The organism is Brachybacterium sp. AOP25-B2-12, assembly GCF_052378625.1.
In the GTDB taxonomy this organism is placed as follows: Bacteria; Actinomycetota; Actinomycetes; order Actinomycetales; family Dermabacteraceae; genus Brachybacterium.
Window position 1 is genome coordinate 37,142 of the sequence record NZ_JBQSXW010000020.1, and the last position, 16,129, is coordinate 53,270.

14 protein-coding genes and 1 riboswitch are annotated in these 16,129 nt (G+C 70.9%); of the genes, 10 read left to right on the forward strand and 4 right to left on the reverse strand.

The features are described 5' to 3' along the window. The first annotated feature begins 64 nt into the window (after positions 1-64). From ACT3TZ_RS13025 to ACT3TZ_RS13055, 7 genes are all read left to right on the forward strand, one after another. Positions 65-3,373 (forward strand): FtsK/SpoIIIE domain-containing protein, encoded by a 3,309-nt coding sequence (locus tag ACT3TZ_RS13025; RefSeq protein WP_444583857.1) that lies wholly within the window; start codon positions 65-67, stop codon positions 3,371-3,373. Then, on the forward strand, positions 3,370-3,630 hold the full coding sequence (locus ACT3TZ_RS13030; RefSeq protein ID WP_444583858.1) for a hypothetical protein: 261 nt from the start codon (positions 3,370-3,372) through the stop codon (positions 3,628-3,630). The genes ACT3TZ_RS13025 and ACT3TZ_RS13030 overlap by 4 nt, the downstream gene beginning before the upstream one ends. A gap of 7 nt (positions 3,631-3,637) precedes the next feature. Next, the gene (locus ACT3TZ_RS13035; RefSeq protein WP_444583859.1) at positions 3,638-4,696 is read left to right on the forward strand and encodes a hypothetical protein; all 1,059 of its coding nucleotides are present in this window, start codon (positions 3,638-3,640) and stop codon (positions 4,694-4,696) included. Continuing rightward, positions 4,693-4,884, forward strand: coding sequence for a hypothetical protein (locus ACT3TZ_RS13040; RefSeq protein ID WP_444583860.1), 192 nt, complete (start codon positions 4,693-4,695; stop codon positions 4,882-4,884). The genes ACT3TZ_RS13035 and ACT3TZ_RS13040 overlap by 4 nt, the downstream gene beginning before the upstream one ends. An 84-nt stretch (positions 4,885-4,968) precedes the next feature. Further along, positions 4,969-5,202, forward strand: coding sequence for a hypothetical protein (locus tag ACT3TZ_RS13045; RefSeq protein WP_444583861.1), 234 nt, complete (start codon positions 4,969-4,971; stop codon positions 5,200-5,202). 251 nt (positions 5,203-5,453) lie between these two features. Beyond that, a riboswitch (TPP riboswitch) is annotated at positions 5,454-5,546 on the forward strand. A gap of 99 nt (positions 5,547-5,645) precedes the next feature. Then, entirely contained in the window at positions 5,646-6,308 is a 663-nt protein-coding gene (locus ACT3TZ_RS13050) for a TenA family protein (protein ID WP_444583862.1), read from the forward strand. After that, a complete protein-coding gene (locus ACT3TZ_RS13055) occupies positions 6,305-6,955 on the forward strand; it encodes a TenA family protein (protein WP_444583863.1) in 651 nt (216 codons plus the stop codon). The genes ACT3TZ_RS13050 and ACT3TZ_RS13055 overlap by 4 nt, the downstream gene beginning before the upstream one ends. Positions 6,956-7,051: 96 nt before the next feature. Here ACT3TZ_RS13055 and recQ read toward each other — a convergent pair whose 3' ends face one another. The 3 genes from recQ to ACT3TZ_RS13070 form a co-directional block, all read right to left on the reverse strand. Continuing rightward, positions 7,052-8,962: a DNA helicase RecQ gene (gene recQ / locus ACT3TZ_RS13060; protein ID WP_444583864.1), complete on the reverse strand. Its 1,911-nt coding sequence runs from the start codon at positions 8,960-8,962 to the stop codon at positions 7,052-7,054. A 73-nt stretch (positions 8,963-9,035) separates the two neighbouring features. After that, positions 9,036-9,860: an undecaprenyl-diphosphate phosphatase gene (locus ACT3TZ_RS13065; protein WP_444583870.1), complete on the reverse strand. Its 825-nt coding sequence runs from the start codon at positions 9,858-9,860 to the stop codon at positions 9,036-9,038. Between the two features lie 190 nt (positions 9,861-10,050). Continuing rightward, complete coding sequence (locus ACT3TZ_RS13070; RefSeq protein ID WP_444583865.1) at positions 10,051-10,542, reverse strand: hypothetical protein; 492 nt, start codon at positions 10,540-10,542, stop codon at positions 10,051-10,053. 179 nt (positions 10,543-10,721) lie between these two features. On the opposite strand from ACT3TZ_RS13070, the gene ACT3TZ_RS13075 reads away from it, so the two are divergent. The 3 genes from ACT3TZ_RS13075 (at position 10,722) to ACT3TZ_RS13085 (ending at position 13,678) form a co-directional block, all read left to right on the forward strand. Further along, complete coding sequence (locus tag ACT3TZ_RS13075; protein WP_444583866.1) at positions 10,722-11,867, forward strand: C2 family cysteine protease; 1,146 nt, start codon at positions 10,722-10,724, stop codon at positions 11,865-11,867. Next, entirely contained in the window at positions 11,864-12,163 is a 300-nt protein-coding gene (locus ACT3TZ_RS13080) for a hypothetical protein (protein WP_444583867.1), read from the forward strand. The genes ACT3TZ_RS13075 and ACT3TZ_RS13080 overlap by 4 nt, the downstream gene beginning before the upstream one ends. A gap of 243 nt (positions 12,164-12,406) precedes the next feature. Next, positions 12,407-13,678 (forward strand): NINE protein, encoded by a 1,272-nt coding sequence (locus ACT3TZ_RS13085; protein WP_444583868.1) that lies wholly within the window; start codon positions 12,407-12,409, stop codon positions 13,676-13,678. A gap of 94 nt (positions 13,679-13,772) precedes the next feature. Here the strand turns inward: ACT3TZ_RS13085 and ACT3TZ_RS13090 are convergent, their stop codons facing one another. Beyond that, positions 13,773-15,428: an NERD domain-containing protein gene (locus ACT3TZ_RS13090; RefSeq protein WP_444583869.1), complete on the reverse strand. Its 1,656-nt coding sequence runs from the start codon at positions 15,426-15,428 to the stop codon at positions 13,773-13,775. Between the last annotated feature and the right edge of the window lie 701 nt (positions 15,429-16,129).

The following is a 16,129-nucleotide window of genomic DNA, read 5'->3' on the forward strand; positions in this document are numbered from 1 at the left end:
CTGGCTTACCATCGACGCGACCGGATGATCAGTGGGGGGTTCGATGCGCGCGGACGATGTCGCCGTGACCGATGTGTGGTTCGACGAGCGGGAGGAGCGGGTCCGGCGGTTCACGCAGACCCTGCTCCGCGCGTTCCACGACGCGGATGACGAGGTCGCCGCGGAGTCGTCCCGCATCGCGGCCGAGACCCAGCGGATAGAGGTCCAGCGACGGCTCGCCGCGGCATTGCGCGGACTCGCGGGACGGATGCTGACGTGGGTGCGGAGCGAGCTGTCCGGCTCCGGCAGGGCCTGGTCGCTGCTCGAGACGAAGGTGTACGGGCAGCCCATCGGCCTGGTCCGGATCGAGAGATCCGGGTCCGAGCTCGACGTCGCGATCGTCGAGCGGGCGTCCGCCGAGGTGATCGAGCTGCGCAGGGTGATCGACCGTCCGCTGCGGGCCAAGCCGGCCCACACGGCGCGCCTCGTGGAACTGCTGCAGTACCTCGAGGGTGTCCGCCACGGCGCGCTCGCCGAGGCGGAGGCGATCGACCATCGGCTCGCCGTCGACTCGGAGGCGCTGGCGCGCACCCGCGAGCGCGCCGACCACCGGCGCCGGGAGGCCGTCGGTGACCTCGAGGCCCGCCGCTCCGCGTTCGTGGCGACCGATCGCGAGGAGCTCACGGAACGTCGACAGACCCACACCTCTCCGTCCGCGCACCCCCTGCGCGATGCCGCCTGGTCATCCGCGCCGGCCACCCAGCGCGCCGTGGAGCCCCTCGATCTCGGGAGTCTCGTCGCCGCTCCGCGAACCGCCCACGAGCTGCCCGTCGAGTCCGCGAAGATCGCCGTCCCCTGGGTGCGGGACCTCCGTGCGCTCGGGAACATCGTGGTGCCATTCACCTCCGAGGGGCGCGACGTGGCCAACGGCGTCCTCGAGGAGCTCACGCTGCGTGCGCTGGCGGGATTCCCACCGGCGGGTCTGCGGTGCGCGTTCGTCGACCCGCTCGGACTCGGCCGCTCGGACGCCCGGTTCCTCGGACTGGGCGATCACAACCCTGAGCTGATCCACACCAAGGTGCGCAGCTCCCGTGAGGACATCGAGGCGCTCCTGAAGGATCTCGTCGGGCACATCGAGTCGGTGACCCAGAAGTACCTCCGCGGCGAGTTCGCCTCGATCGACCAGTACAACGAGGCCGCGGACGAGATCGCCGAGCCGTACAGGCTCCTGGTGATCCACGACTTCCCCGAGCAGTTCGACAGGGGGACCAACCTCCACCTCCTGCAGCGGGTGCTCGAGAACGGTCCGCGCTGCGGCATCCACACGATCGTGTCCGCACGGGCGGACGGCGGTGACGACTACACCCCCGGTCTGGAGGATCTGCTCCGAGGACCCACGATCGGCCTCGCTCGGAACGACAGCGCCTGGGTCGACCTCCCGGACACCGACACCTCATGGCGGGGCATCCGCAGCGACATCGACCATCAGATCGGCGCCGAGGAGGCACGGGCCCTCGTGGAGGCGCGCATCGAGGCCGTCGGACCCGGTGCGCACACGAGCGGGGTCACCACCGGCCTGGATCGCGCACTCGCGACCTATGCCGCGGCCGCTTCGTCCCGCACCCACCCCGAGATCCCCGCGAACACGGTCGTGCCCGACCTCGCGGATTCGTCGACCTGGTGGCAGAACTCCTCGGCGCGAGCCGTGGTGGCACCGATCGGCCTGTCGAGCGCACGGGAGGCCGCCTACCTCCGTCTCGACTCGGAGAGCAGGTCCGCGGCGCTGCTCATCGGACGTCCCGGATCCGGGAAGTCGACGCTCATCCACACCTGGCTCAGCGCGCTCAGCCTCCTCTACTCCCCGCAGGAGCTCGAGCTGCAGCTCATCGACTTCAAGGAGGGGGTGGAGTTCACCCCGTACGCCCGCCAGGGCCTCCCGCATGCCCGCGCCGTCGCGATCGAGAGCGAGCGCGAGTTCGGGCTCAACGTCCTGCGGTCGATCGAGGACGAGATGAAGCGTCGCTCGGCGCTGTTCAAGGAGGTCGGCAACGGCGTGACCTCGCTCGGCGACCACCGCGAGCGAGGGGACGTGCATCTGCCGCGGCTCGTCGTCGTGATCGACGAGTTCCAGATCCTCTTCGACACCGACGACAAGCTGGCCCTCGACGCGGCCACGAGCCTCGAGCACATCATCCGGCAGGGTCGCGGCTACGGGGTGCACCTCGTCCTGGGCTCGCAGTCGATCAGCGGGATGGTGGGCCTGAACCGCCAGGTCCTGCAGCTCATCGGCACCCGCATCCTCCTGCAGAGCTCCGAGGAGGACGCTGCGCTCGCCCTCGGGGAGCGCAACGACGCCCACCGTCACCTGACGGCCCGTGGAGAGGCCGTGGTCAACACCCAGGGCGGACGGCCCGAGGCCAACGTCTTCGTCAAGGTCGCGTACGAGAACGACGAAACACGCTGGGAGCGACTCCGGGCCCTCCGCGAGCGTGCCGACGACGGGGGCTTCACCCGCCGTCCCGTGGTCTTCTCCGCCGACCGTGCGGCCGACCGGGCCGCCCTGGTCGCCGCCGATGCGCCCCGCGCCGGCGGACGAGCACCTCGGCTCCTGCTCGGCGGTGCGCTCGGGCTCGGCGCGGCGCCCCACGTGGACCTCCCGCGCGCTCCGGGGCGCAATCTGCTCGCGGTGCTCCGCGACGGCGGTTCCGCGGAGATCGCCTTCACGATGGGGGTGATCGACGACGTCCTGCGGACCTTGCCGGATGCCGAGGTCGTGCTGTGCCCGTTCATCGGGGTCGGAGAGGAGCTCGATCCGTACCTCGAGACGCTCGCGGACCTCTCCCGTGTCCGGATCGTCCCCCAGCGACGTCTGGCGGCGGAGCTGTCGGAACTGGCCGGCACCGTCCGGTCACGTCAGGCGGATCCGTTCGGCTCGTCGGGGCCCGCACAGGTGCTGATCCTCCACGGCGTGCACCGCTCGCGAGGCCTCGCCGAGAGTTCGGGTGGGAGCGGATTCTCCTTCGATGCGCCGGAGACGCCTGCCGAGGATCCCGCCTCGGACCTCGAGAGGATCCTCGAGGAGGGGCCGGAGGTCGGCGTGCACACGGTCGCGTGGTCGGATTCGCCGTCGGGGATCACGCGGAAGCTCAGCAGGTCCGCGATCGCCGCCTTCGACCTCCGTCTGGCAGGGCCCATCTCTCCGGACGATGCCGCCGACTTCTTCGACCACGGGATCTCTCCCGCGCAGAAGCCCCGCCAGGCGCTGTTCTTCGATCGTGACAGCGGACGGACCCAGGGCGTGCTGGCCGTGACCGAGGTTCCGCTGGCCTGGTGGAGGGATGAGGTCGGAGCCCTGGCCACGGACGACGTGCGCGAGGGCGGTGTCGTCGCATGAACCGGGTGCACGCCAGCCCCGAGGACCTCGAGCGCTTCGCCCGACGTCTCCGGGGGATCCAGGACGACGTCGAGCGGTTCAACCGGGAGCTCGAGCGGACGCTCGAGACGATCGACTGGCGCGATGGGGTCAAGGACCGCATCGACAACGATGTGCGCCAGGCGGTCAAGGGCATGCGGAGGTTCTCCCATGCCTTGGGCGAGCACTCCCGGGAGGTCGACTCCAAGGCGCGCACCCTGCGCGAGTTCCTGCGGTGAGCGCGTCATGACCGCCGCCCATTCCAGTCAGGAGGCGCTGCAGCGCTCCGCGCGCGGGATCGCCGTGTTCGGCGCGGCGATGATCGCCGGTGATGCGGCCGCCCGGAGCTCCCTGCGATCGCACGAGGCCCGGGCCGCCGAAGCGCTCGAGGGCCGACGGGCGGATCATCACGATGCGCAATCCGAGCTCGGGTCCGCCCGAGGTGCGCTCTCGGCCGCGCGGACGCGGGTCCAGGCGGCGCAGGTCGAGGTCAGCCGCGCCCATGCCGCCGTGGACCCGGATCCTCGCTACTCGGGTCCTGGTCTGGCCCGGCTGCGGGCGGCGGAGGGATCGCTGTCCGCGGCCCGGTCCGATGAGTCCCGTGCCGAGCAGCAGGTCGTCCGGGCCCGCCGTGCCCTCGCCGAGGCGGAGGAGGCGATGCGGCGGTGCCGAGCCGCGGGGGAGAGGATCCACGCCGCCTCCGAGCGCTACCGGCGTTCGGCGCTGAGCTACGTGGGGATCAGCGGCGCGCTGATCCTGCGGGGGCGAGCACAGCTCGGTCGGCTCTCCGGTCTTCTCGACGAGTACCACGCGATCGGGGCGTACGGCTCAGCTCCCGGCGCGTCCGCCGCGTCGTCCGGCGGTCCCGGTGCGGGAGCTGCCGCCGGGGGCTCGGGATCGTATGCTGCCATCGCCGGATGGGAGAGCCGATGGGGGCTGACGACAGTCCCGCTCCGCGACATCGACACGGTGGGCTCGGACGAATGCTCGGCCCGCGACCGCTGGGACGTCGAGCGCTTCGAGAACGCCCTGCCTCCCCTCCTCGCGGGCGAGGACTGGGAACGGCGCATCGACGCTGCCGATGCGGCATCCGGCCGGTCGGGTGAACGCACCTTGCGTGAGGTCGTGCGCAGGCTGCTGGAGAACCCGGTGACCGTGCTCCCCGGGCCGCCCCTGCACGTCGTGGCGGGCAGGGGGCACGTCGCCGCGGCCCAGCGGGCCGGGCTCACCGAGCTCCCGGTCCGCTGTCTGGCGGGCGATGCCGCGGACGACGCCGGCGTGCGGGTGGACGGCGGTGTCCGATGAGCGAGATCCGCGACGGTGCCGACCGTCTGCGCCGGACCTCGGAGGACATAGGTGCCGCGTGGCAGGACGCGGCGTCGAGGCGATTCCGTCGCGAGGTCGTCGACGGCCTGGTGGTCGCGGCGGTCGCACTCGACGTCGCCGAGTCCCGAGCGCAGCAGGAGATCCGGGAGGCCTCGCGTGACCTCTGACCGCAGTCGGCGCGCCAGAAGGGCACCCATGCGCCGCCCCGTCCCTGCAACCCGTACGAGTTCCCCAAACCCGAGGAGGGTCCCGTGACCGAACAGCAGCTGCGTGAACCCCCCGAGCGGGACACGAGCGTCCCGCGGACAGCGGAGGAATCCGCCCGCCGACGCGCCCTGGTGTGGCTGATCGTCAAGCTCGTGCTGGTGGTGATCGCCGTCTGGCTCGTCCTCACGGGGATCTCGGCGTGCTTCTCCTTCCTCACGAGCGCAGGGTCGACGGGCGCCCTCGGGGCACTTCCTGCGCTGGGAGGAGTGGTCGGCTGAGACCGGTCGGCAGTGCTGGGCGGGAAGACCGCCGTCAGAGGATCGTGCGCTGCTCCGGATGAGGGGAGATCGCCGGTCGAATGCCGTGACAGGTTCATCGACGCTGTGGGCTGTGGGCTGTGGGCTGTGGGCCGTGGGCTGAGGGCACGTGGGGTCACGGGACCAGGACGGTTCGTCGTCCGCGGGCCTCAGTCGTCCCGGGGGCCGGGAGCTGCGCTCCCTGGCCACCCGCGCCCCCACCCCGTACGCTCGACCTCGACACGGGGTGCCCCATCGGGGGCTGAGATCACACCCGGGAACCTGATCGAGTTCGTACTCGCGGAGGGATGTCATGGACGGTCTGCCGGGGTCTGCCCGCACGTCCGCCGACCCTGTGTCTCCATCCCGGGGCTCTGCGCCCCGTCACCGAGACGCGGCCCTGCGGGGCCCACGGAGAGGCAGCCATGACCGAGACCTTCACCCAGGCGCTGCGGCGCGAGAACCAGGAGACGTGGGAGCGGGCCACCGGGCACCGGTTCGTCCGTGAGCTGACCGAGGGCACCGTCCCGGATCCGGTGATGGCCGGCTACCTGATCCAGGACCATCGCTTCCTCGACAGCTTCCTGGTGCTCCTGGGATCGGCGATCGCGTCGGCGGACACCTTCGCGGCGCGGATCCGCCTGTCGCAGTTCGTGGGGGAGGTCGCAGGCGACGAGAACACCTACTTCCTGCGGTCCTTCGAGGCACTCGGCGCGCCCGAGGACGCCCGCGCGCAGGTGCCCGACACGGCCGCGACCGCGGGGTTCACGGCACTCTTCCGGGAGGCGGCCGCGACCGGGAGCTACTCGGCGGCCCTCGGTGTGCTGGCCGTGGTCGAGGGGCTCTACCTCGACTGGGCGCAGAACGCCCCCCAGCAGCGACCTCAGAGCTTCGTCCACGCGGACTGGATCACCCTGCACGACAATCCGGCGTTCCGTGACGTCGTGGCGTTCCTGACCGCGGAGCTGGACCGGGTGGGGCCGGCCGATCCGGAGGCCGCCCGGGCGTTCTTCGCCCGCGCCGTGGACCTCGAGCTGGCGTTCTTCGACGCCGCGTACGCCCACCCTTTCGCGGGGGATCCCGCATGAGCCTGTTCGAGCTGCTGCGGGCGGAGAACGAGACGGACTGGCTGGCGTACACGCGCCACGAGTTCGTGGAGCGCCTCGGCGACGGAACCCTGCCGCTGCCCGCCTTCCAGGACTACCTGCTGCAGGACTACCGGTTCCTGCTGCATTTCGCCCGCGCCAATGCGCTGGCCGTCTACAAGAGCCGCGACGCCGCGCAGATCGCGCAGGCCGCCGATGCGCTGGCCACGACGATCACCGAGACCAGCCTGCACGTGCGCCTGGCCGGACGGTCGGGCATCGAGCCGGATCAGCTCGCAGCCGTGCCCGAGAAGCAGGCCACCGTCGCGTACACCCGCTACGTGCTGGACACGGGCATGGCCGGTGACCTGCTCGAACTGGACGTCGCGCTCGCGCCGTGCGCGATCGGCTACGCGGAGATCGGCCGGGAGCTCGCACCGCGCCTGGCCGAATACCCCGAGCATCCGTACGCGGAATGGATCGCCGAGTACGCGGGGGAGGATTTCCAGGCGGCGTCCCGGCGGGCCGAGGAGCATCTGGACCATCTCGCAGGCGGCCCGCTCTCGGAGGGGCGGATCGCCCACCTGGTGGAGGTGTTCGGCACCGCGACCCGGCTCGAGGCGGAGTTCTGGCAACAGGCTCTCGTGTGAGGCCGGACGGGGCCTCGGTGCATCCGAGCGGGACGGGCACGGCACTGAGCGGGCTTGGGCCGCCTGTGCCTCCAGTGCGGACGAAGGTCCCCGGACTCAGGCGTCGGCCAGCACCCCGAGCACGGCCTCCCCGTACTCCGCGAGCTTCTTGGCGCCCACCCCGCTGACCTGGCCGAGCGCCCCCACGGTGGGCGGATGCGCGTCGATGATCCCCACCAGCGTGGCGTCGCTGAACACCATGTACGGGGCGATCTTCTTCTCCTGGGCCACGCTCGTCCGCCAGGCCCGCAGGGCCTCGAAGATCTCCCGCTGGGCGGGCTCGAGGGCATCGGCCGCCCGGGAGCGCGACCCGGACCCGGACGAGCGCGAGCCGCCCGCCTTGGCGGGGGCGCGATCCACGGCCAGCTGCACCGTCGTCTCGCCGCGCAGCACCGGGCCGGCGTTCGGGCCGGGGACCAGCACCCCGTAGTCGCCCACGGCCTCGACGATCCCGCGGGCCAGCAACTGACGCAGGGCCGTGCGCCACTGGCGCTCGGAGAGGTCCTGGCCGATCCCCCAGACGCTCAGCTGGTCGTGGCGGGACTGCCGGGAGCGGTCGTTCTCGCGGCCCAGCAGCACGTCGATCACCTGCCCGGAGCCGAAGCGCTGATCACGCTCGCGGTCCAGGCGGATCACCGCCGACAGCAGCTTCTGCGCGGCAACGGTCGCATCCCAGGTCTCGGGCGGGTGCAGGCAGGTGTCGCAGTTGCCGCAGGGCTCGGACTCCTGGCCGAAGTACCCGAGCAGCTGGACCCGGCGGCAGGTGACGGTCTCGCACAGTGCGAGCATCGCGTCGAGGTGCGCGCGGGCGTTGCGCTTGAACTGCTCGTCGCCGTCCCCTGCATCGATGAAGCGGCGCTGGTTGACCACGTCGCCCAGGCCGTAGGCCATCCAGGCGGTCGAGGGGAGGCCGTCGCGGCCGGCGCGCCCGGTCTCCTGGTAGTAGCCCTCGATGGACTTGGGCAGGTCCAGATGGGCCACGAACCGGACGTCCGGCTTGTCGATGCCCATGCCGAAGGCGATCGTGGCGACCATGACCAGGCCGTCCTCGCGCAGGAACCGCTCCTGGTTGTGGTGACGCACGCGGGCGTCGAGACCCGCGTGGTACGGCAGGGCGTGGACGCCCTGGTCCACGAGCCAGGCGGCGGTCTGCTCGACGCTGCGGCGCGAGAGGCAGTAGACGATCCCGCAGTCGCCGTCGTGCTCGGCGCGGATCAGGCGCAGCAACTGCTCGCGCGCCCGGTCCTTGGGGCCGATCCGGTACTGGATGTTGGGCCGGTCGAAGCTGGAGACGAAGTGCCGGGCATCGCCCAGGCGCAGCCGCTCGGTGATCTCCCGGTGGGTCTCGCCGGTGGCGGTGGCGGTCAGGGCGATGCGCGGGACCTCGGGAAACGCATCGGCCAGCACGGAGAGCCCGAGGTAGTCGGGCCGGAAGTCGTGGCCCCACTGGGACACGCAGTGGGCCTCGTCGATCGCGAACAGGGCGATCTGCGCCCGGTGCAGGAGGTCCTGGGTGCGCGGCAGAACCAGGCGCTCGGGCGCCATGTACAGCAGGTCCAGCTCACCGGCGAGGAGCTGCTGCTCGACGGCCTGGACCTCGTGCAGCTCCAGGGTCGAATTCAGAGCCGCGGCGCGGATGCCGAGCTGGTCCAGCGCCGCGACCTGATCGGCCATGAGCGCGATGAGCGGGGAGATGACGACCCCCGTGCCCTGCCGCAGCAGCGCGGGGATCTGGTAGCAGAGCGACTTGCCGCCGCCGGTGGGCATGAGGACCACGGCGTCCCCGCCGCCGGAGACCTGGTCGATGATCTGCGCCTGCTCGCCGCGGAACGCGTCGTACCCGAAGACCGTCTGCAGGATGTGCAGGGCGGGGGAGGGCGCCTGCTGGGGCGCGGGGGCGAGGGGGTCGACCGGGTCCGGGGCGTTGGTGATGGCATCGAGCACTGAGGGGGCTGGACCGTCGGTCATGGATCCAGGGTAGGCGGCGAGGGGTGTGGAGGGTTCGTGACCCACAGGGCGCCCGCCCGGGGAACAGCCGGGATCAGGCGACGATGACGCCCGCGCCGAGCAGGATCATCAGGACGATGCCCAGCGCGATCCGGTAGACCACGAACGGCATGAAGCTGCGCGAGGAGATCCACTTCATGAAGAAGGCGATGACGGCCAGTCCCACCACGAAGGAGACGCCGGTGGCCAGCGCCGTCTGGCCCGGACCGTAGACGGCGGGCTCTCCGAAGCTCTTGACCAGCTGGTACAGGCCGCTGCCGAAGACCGCGGGGATCGCCAGCAGGAAGGCGTAGCGGGCGGCGGCCTCGCGGGAGTAGCCCAGCAGCAGGCCCATCGTGATGGTGCCGCCGGAGCGCGAGACGCCGGGGATCAGCGCGAGTGCCTGGGCGATCCCGTAGAGGATGCCGTGGGGGTAGGTGAGATCGTCGAGCTCGCGGCGGCGGGCGCCGATGCGGTCCGCCACGCCCAGCAGGATCCCGAAGCCGATGAGCATCGCGGCGACCACCCACAGGGAGCGGAAGACGCTCTCGATCTGGTCCTGGAACAGCAGCCCCAGCAGCACGATCGGGATGGTGCCCAGGATGATCAGCCAGCCCATGCGGGCATCGGCGTCGTCCCGGGGCACCGAGCCCGTGAGCGAGCGGGCCCAGCGGCCGATGATCCGGACGATGTCCCGCCAGAAGTAGACGACCACGGCGGCCTCGGTGCCCAGCTGGACGATGGCGGTGAAGGCCGCCCCGGGATCCTCCGCGCCCGGCAGGAACGTCCCGACGATCCGCAGGTGGGCGCTCGAGGACACGGGCAGGAACTCGGTGAGTCCCTGCACGATGCCCAGGAAGGCGGCTTCGAGCCAGCTCAGCATGGTTCTCCTGGGGGGTACGGGGGAGGGGCGCAGGTGCCGTGGTCAGGTGCTCGGTGGTCGCGTGCGATGCTGCGGGAACCGGTGGCCGATGCTAGCAACGGGGCGGCGTTCCGGGCGGGTCGAGGCCCTGTGATGCTGTGCAGCACATGGGCGGAACGTCCGATGCCGGCTCCGATGCATGAGCTGGTCAGCCGATGCCCAGGGTCTTCGTCGTGCAGGGGTCCGCGTCGACCGTCGCGCCGTGGATGCGGACCTCGCCCTCGGCCGTGATGGTGAGGGTCGCGCCGTGGGTGTCCTCGCTGGTGAGGACGGTGCGGGAGCCGTCGGCGGCAGGGCGGTCGAGGGTCTCGAAGCCGGACTCCTCGAGGACGGGGTTCAGGGCGTCGATGCGTCCCTGCCAGGCGTCGTCGTCGCTGGGCTCAGCGAGCGCCGAGGAGGGCGTCCAGGTGCCGGGGGTGTAGGAGCAGGTGCCGCCGACCTCGGTGACCGTGCGGGTGGTCTCGGTGAGGGACCAGGTGACATCGGTGCTGTCCGCCGCGGCGAGGGTCGTGGCCACGTCCTCGCCGACGGTGTCGTAGCGGTCGACCGCGCCGGACGCCGGAAGGGGGGAGGTGGCGGAGCAGGCGGTGAGGAGGGCGAGGGGGGCGAGCGGCACGAGGTGCCGGAGACGGCGGGACATGTGGACTCCTGGGAGGTGACGCCGTGGTCGGTATCTGTGACGGTTCCCGCCAGTATGGGGTCCGACCGCGAGCGCCGCGCCGATCGGTCATGGGGAGTCCGACCCATGGCCCGACGGTGTCGGACGCTCTAGGGTCGGCACGAGCAGGCCGATGGGGCCGCACGGGTCAGGGGGGGACCATGAACGGCTTCTACGGAGCAGATGTCGAGGCGCTCATCGACTGGGGGCTGCGCGCGCAATCTTCGGGGCGGCGGCTCGACGAGCTCGCACGTACGCTCGACGCGGCGATCAGCGGCGCACGCTGGGAAGGCGGTGACGGGGAAGCGTTCCGGGAGGTCTGGAACGGCACGCATGGACCCTCGCTCCGCGCCGCGGGCTCCCAGCTCGACGGCGCTTCTCAGGCTGTGGGACTCCACGCCGCGGAGCAGGAGATCGCCTCGGACGTCGACGGGAGGATCGACGCGACCGCTCTCGCGGGGCTGATCGGGGGGCGGTTCTCGTGGTCGGACGTCATCAACGGGGGACAGGCCGTCTGGGACTGGTTCCAGGATCCGCTGACGATCGACGACCTCGGCGGTCGCTACATCGACTCGGCAGAGGGCCAGGACTTCGACCCGGCAGATGTGGATCTGTCGGCCGAGGCCATCGCCGAGCAGACCGTCCGGCAAGGGTCCTTGGGGGACTGCTGGTTCCTCGCCGGGCTCATGGCGGTCGCCGGCACCGACCCCGACTTCCTCGCGGAGAACATCGTGCTGCGCCCGGACGGGACCTGGGACGTCACCCTCTACGAGGACGGGGACCCGGTGACGGTCAACGTCTCGGCGGACCAGCTCGCCGCCACAGGGGCCCGGGTCGACGACGACGGTGCCGGGAACTTCTGGGCCGATGATCCCATCGGCTACATGTCCATCTACGAGCAGGCGGCCATCAACCATCTGGGTCCCGACTACGAGTCGGTCATCGCAGACACCCCTGGTCGGGGGCTCGAGCTGATCACGGGAGCTCCCGCGCCCGATGACACCTTCCTGTGGGGGAATCCCTCGCTCGAGGACTTCGGGACCGCACTGGACGAGGGCCGTCCGATCACCGTCATGTCCGATCCCCTCCACCCGTGGCGGGACGACATCTCCACCGCGCACGTCTATCAGGTCCAGGGTGTCGATGAGAGCACGGGGGAGCTGATCCTCGTGAACCCGTGGGGCAACACGGGCGAGGGAGAGGGCGACATGCCCCACGTGGTGCGGGTCTCCATCCAGGACTACAACGCCAACTTCGTGATGGCAGGCGTCGGCGGGACACCGGATGAGTTCGGAGGGGACCGATGACCGAGGCGCAGCGCGAGGCCGAGGGAGGCGGCGCACCCGAACTCGTGCGGCTCCGGCTCGCGGGACGGCGTGAGGTCGCAGGAGTCGTCGTCGGGGTCCTCGCGGCCGTGATGGACGAGTCGTCGGGCAGGGCCGTGGCGACGGTGCACCTCGCGGAGCAGGGGCGCGCGGGGCGACGCGTCGAGGTGGTCGACGGGGACCGGCTGCGTCTGGGCGGGGAGACGTGGCAGGTGGTCGCCGTGGTGCCGTGGACCGGAGAGCGACCAGCCGGGGTGGTGCTCGGACGGGTCGCCTGAGGGCGGCGCGAGTTCGCGTGCGTCGAGGTGAGGGACGGGACCGGCGATCGTCGTCGGTGACCCAGGCCGACCGGGACATGAGCCCCGCGCCAGAGGTCCCGTTCGTCTGTCGGAGGGCCGATCTATGGTGCGAGCACATCCTCCGGTGGACGGCACGGAACCCACGGCAGACCTCCCGGAGCGATGTACCCCCTTTCACCGCTCGACCGGTCACCGGCGAGCCCTTTTCCCCAGGAGACCTCTGTGTCCACGCCTCCCCCCTCGTTCGGCCCCGGCGCCGAACAGCCCCGCCCCGCCCAGCCCGGGCAGCCCGCGACCCCGCAGGGCGCACCCGGCGCATGGGCGCCTGCCGCCCCGGCCCCCGCACCGGGACAGCCCGCCGCATGGCCTCAGGCCCAGCAGGGCCTCGGCGGCGCGAGCACGGGCCCCGTGCCCGGTTCGCAGGGCACGGGGTACCCGCCTTCGGGGCGCCCCGCCGCCCAGGGATCGCCCTACCCGGGACCTTCGTACGGTGCCGCGTCCCCGGCCGGTGCACCCAGCGCCTGGCAGCAGCCCGTCGGGCCCGGAGGGTCCTGGACGCAGGAGTCCGACAAGTCCTTCGTCGTGGCGTGGTTGCTCTCGCTGTTCCTCGGTGTCTTCGGGGCCGACAGGTTCTACCGCGGGTTCATCGGACTGGGGATCCTCAAGCTCCTGACCTGCGGTGGAGCGGGCATCTGGGCGCTCGTGGACCTCATCATCATCCTCGCCACCGGCGGCAAGGACTCCCAGGGGCGGCCGCTCGCGAAGTATGAGAGCAACAGGACGGTGGCCTGGGTGGTGACCGCCGTCGTCGTCGTGATCTCGTTCATCGGTGGCGCCATCAACGGCGCCTCGGGCTCCGATCAGGCCGTGGCCCCGGCCGAGTCCGAGCAGAGCGCGCCGGCCGCTGTCGCCGCACCCGCCGAGGAGGCCCAGCCGGCCGCCGCCACGCAGGCTCCTGCGGAACCGACCACGGAGGCGCCGGCTCCCGAGACCACCGCGGCGCCTGCGCCCGAGGTGGCGCTGCCTGCGACCCAGGTCGCGTTCGCCGGCGCCGTCGAGACGGCACGCGGCGAGTCCGAGGCCGCCACCACCGACCTGCAGCGCGCCAACGTGCTCAACACCCGCAGCGAGGCGATGTGCGGCGCCGTTCCGGACGGCCGCATCGAGAAGTGGGTGGGCACCGTCGAGACCGTCGACGCCAACGGCGAGGGCAAGGCCGTCGTCACCCTCTCGATCGAGGACGACATCGAGATCGGCACGTGGAACAACGCGCTGTCCGACTACGACGACCACACCCTCATCGAACAGGGCACCCCTCTGTTCGACCAGGCCCTCGCGCTGTCGCCCGGCGACAAGGTCGAGTTCTCCGGGACGCTGAAGTCCGGCTCCGAGTCCAACGACCGGTGCTACTACACATCGAACCTCTCCGAGGTGATGTCGATCGACTCGCCCGACTACATCGTGAACTTCTCGGAGCTCACGAAGGTCGCGTGAGGGCGTGAGGGCGTGAGGGCGTGAGGTGGGACGGGCGCGGGGATGCTGGTGGGTCCTCGCGTCCGCTCCCATCGCGGATCGCCGTGGAACGCGGCTAGCCGACTCCCTTGTCGATCGCCGCCCACACGTCCCCACCGCCGACGTCCCAGATCCCCCCGGCGTCGCCCACCACCACGAGCAACGAGCGCGCCCGGGAGAGCCCCACGTACAGCAGCTGCGGCGCCCGGTCCAGGGACTGGAAACCGTTGACGGCGAGGACCACCACACGGCGCTCGAGACCTTTGAAGTTCAGGACGTGCCCGTAGAAGACATCCTCGGCGGCGAAGAACTGGTCCCAGTAGCCGTCGAATCCCGAGATCTCGATCTGGGCCTTCTGCTCCGGGTGGCGGCTTCCCGTGGTCAGGAGCGCGATGTCCCCGGAATCCCAGCCCTCGTCGAGCAGACCATCGACCACGTCGTCGGCGGCGCCGACCGCGGAATCCGTCGAGCTCTGCACGAACCGCACTGGCAGACCCTCCTCCATCCGCGGATTCTGCGACAGGGGGGTGAGCGCCGCGAACGTCTTCGCGATGCGGCCGGAGTTGCGGAGGTTGTCGTCCAAGGGGAACGGGTTCAGGGTGATGGGCGCCCGGCCTTCGCGGTCGAACACGGTCTGGTGCTCGTCGGTGAACACGAACAGCACTCCGTCCTGCTGGTCGCGCAGGCACAGCAGCAGTCCGTCCCACCAGATGTCGGCGAAGTCCTGCGCCTCGTCGACGACGATCGCGTCGAACAGCTCGTCCTCGCCCTGTGCGGCCGCGACCTCCGCGAGTCGGCGCGGGAGGTATTCCTCGTAGTAGTCCGCCTGCTCACCGTCGAACTCCTCGGGAGAGCCGGCGCCCCATCGGACCGGGAGGTCGTGGAACAGCCCGACGAACGCCGGGCGCTCCTCCTCCGGCCACGTCGCCGAGAGCAGCTGGAAGTGTCGGGCCAGACCGCGGGAGTAGCACAGCAGCGCGGTGCGGAATCCGTCCCGGGCGAGGGTGCGGGCCTTGATCATGGCCAGGTGCGTCTTGCCCGAGCCGGCGCCGCCGATCACCTGGGCCCGGTGCTGGAGCCGCAGCAGCGCCACGGCGCGCTCCTGCTCGCGGGAGAACGTGTTGCCGGCGTCCTCGATGCGTCGGGCCAGGGCCTGGTGGTTGGTGATCGCGAGGTGGGTGGCCCGGAGAGCCTTCACCGCGTCCTCGGCCTGCAGCGCGTCGAGCGGCGCGTGGTGGTCCCGCGGGACGGTGCGCAGGGCGTAAGCGAGACGATCCATGATCTGCGGGAGGTCGGTCGTGTCGAGCACGAGGGCGCGCGGGGCATCCGGCACGTCCCAGGTCGCGGGGACCTCGGTGTACGGGAGGGCGACCATGTGGACGCTGCGGCCGATCGGCCGGGACGAGCGCTCGTTGAGGAAGTGCAGGAGCGCATGCCGGGCCGATTGCGCCTGCGTGATGGGGGAGCGGCGAAGGTTGTGCGCGCCGGAGCGATCGGACTGCAGCCACACCCCGTCCCGGACGCTCACCAGGCCGCCCTTCACCTCGATCGCGACGATGCCCATGCCCGGCCACAGGACCAGCAGGTCGAGCTCCACCTCCTCTCCGCCCGCGGTGATGCGCTGGTTGGCGATGAGGATCGCGTCGTCGGGGAGCTGGGAGGCGAGGCGCTCCCACACGGTGTGCTCGGCCTCGGACGCGAAGTCGGGATCGGGAGGGGAGAGGACGGGCATCGGTGCTCCGTGACGAGTGGGGGGATCCGGTCGATCGGGTGAGGACGGACCCGGGTGCGGCGGGCGCCGTTCGTCGGTCCTGGGCGTCATCATCACATCCATGACCAATAGATGCAGTCAACTCGAGCGTTCGAGATCAACCGGACCTCAAGAGCTGCCCGTCTCATGTGGACCTCAGCTCAAACGTACCCGCCGAGGTCGCTTACGGGCCATATAGGCATGACCCAGCCGGCCTTCACGGCCCTATGATACCAGTTGAACTGTGCCTTTCGGGGGGCACGGTCCGAATCCACGAAAGGAACGGCAATGGCTGTGATTCGTAGTTTCGAAATGATGGAGTCGGACGCTTCGAGGCACCCCACTGAAGTCGATGCCCGTTGGATGCAGGTCGGCACAGGGCCCGGAGCGCTAATCCATATTGCAACATATGGTTCCGATAATCGGAAATCTGATCCTAAGGTCAGCCAGGTCATCCAACTGGGTCGAGAGCAGGCCGTCGAACTTAAACGGGCCATCGAAGCCGTCTTCCCAGGAATCTAGCGGGGGCGCGAGAGATGGGGCGACCCCATCACATTCGACGACCCAGGACCTGGTGCTGCGGGAAATGGCTTCGGTGTCGTCGCTTCAGGGATTGATGGAACGGATCCGTGACTGGCAATACGGGTAGTTTCTCGACATCCTTCTCGCGCGAGAAGATTCGT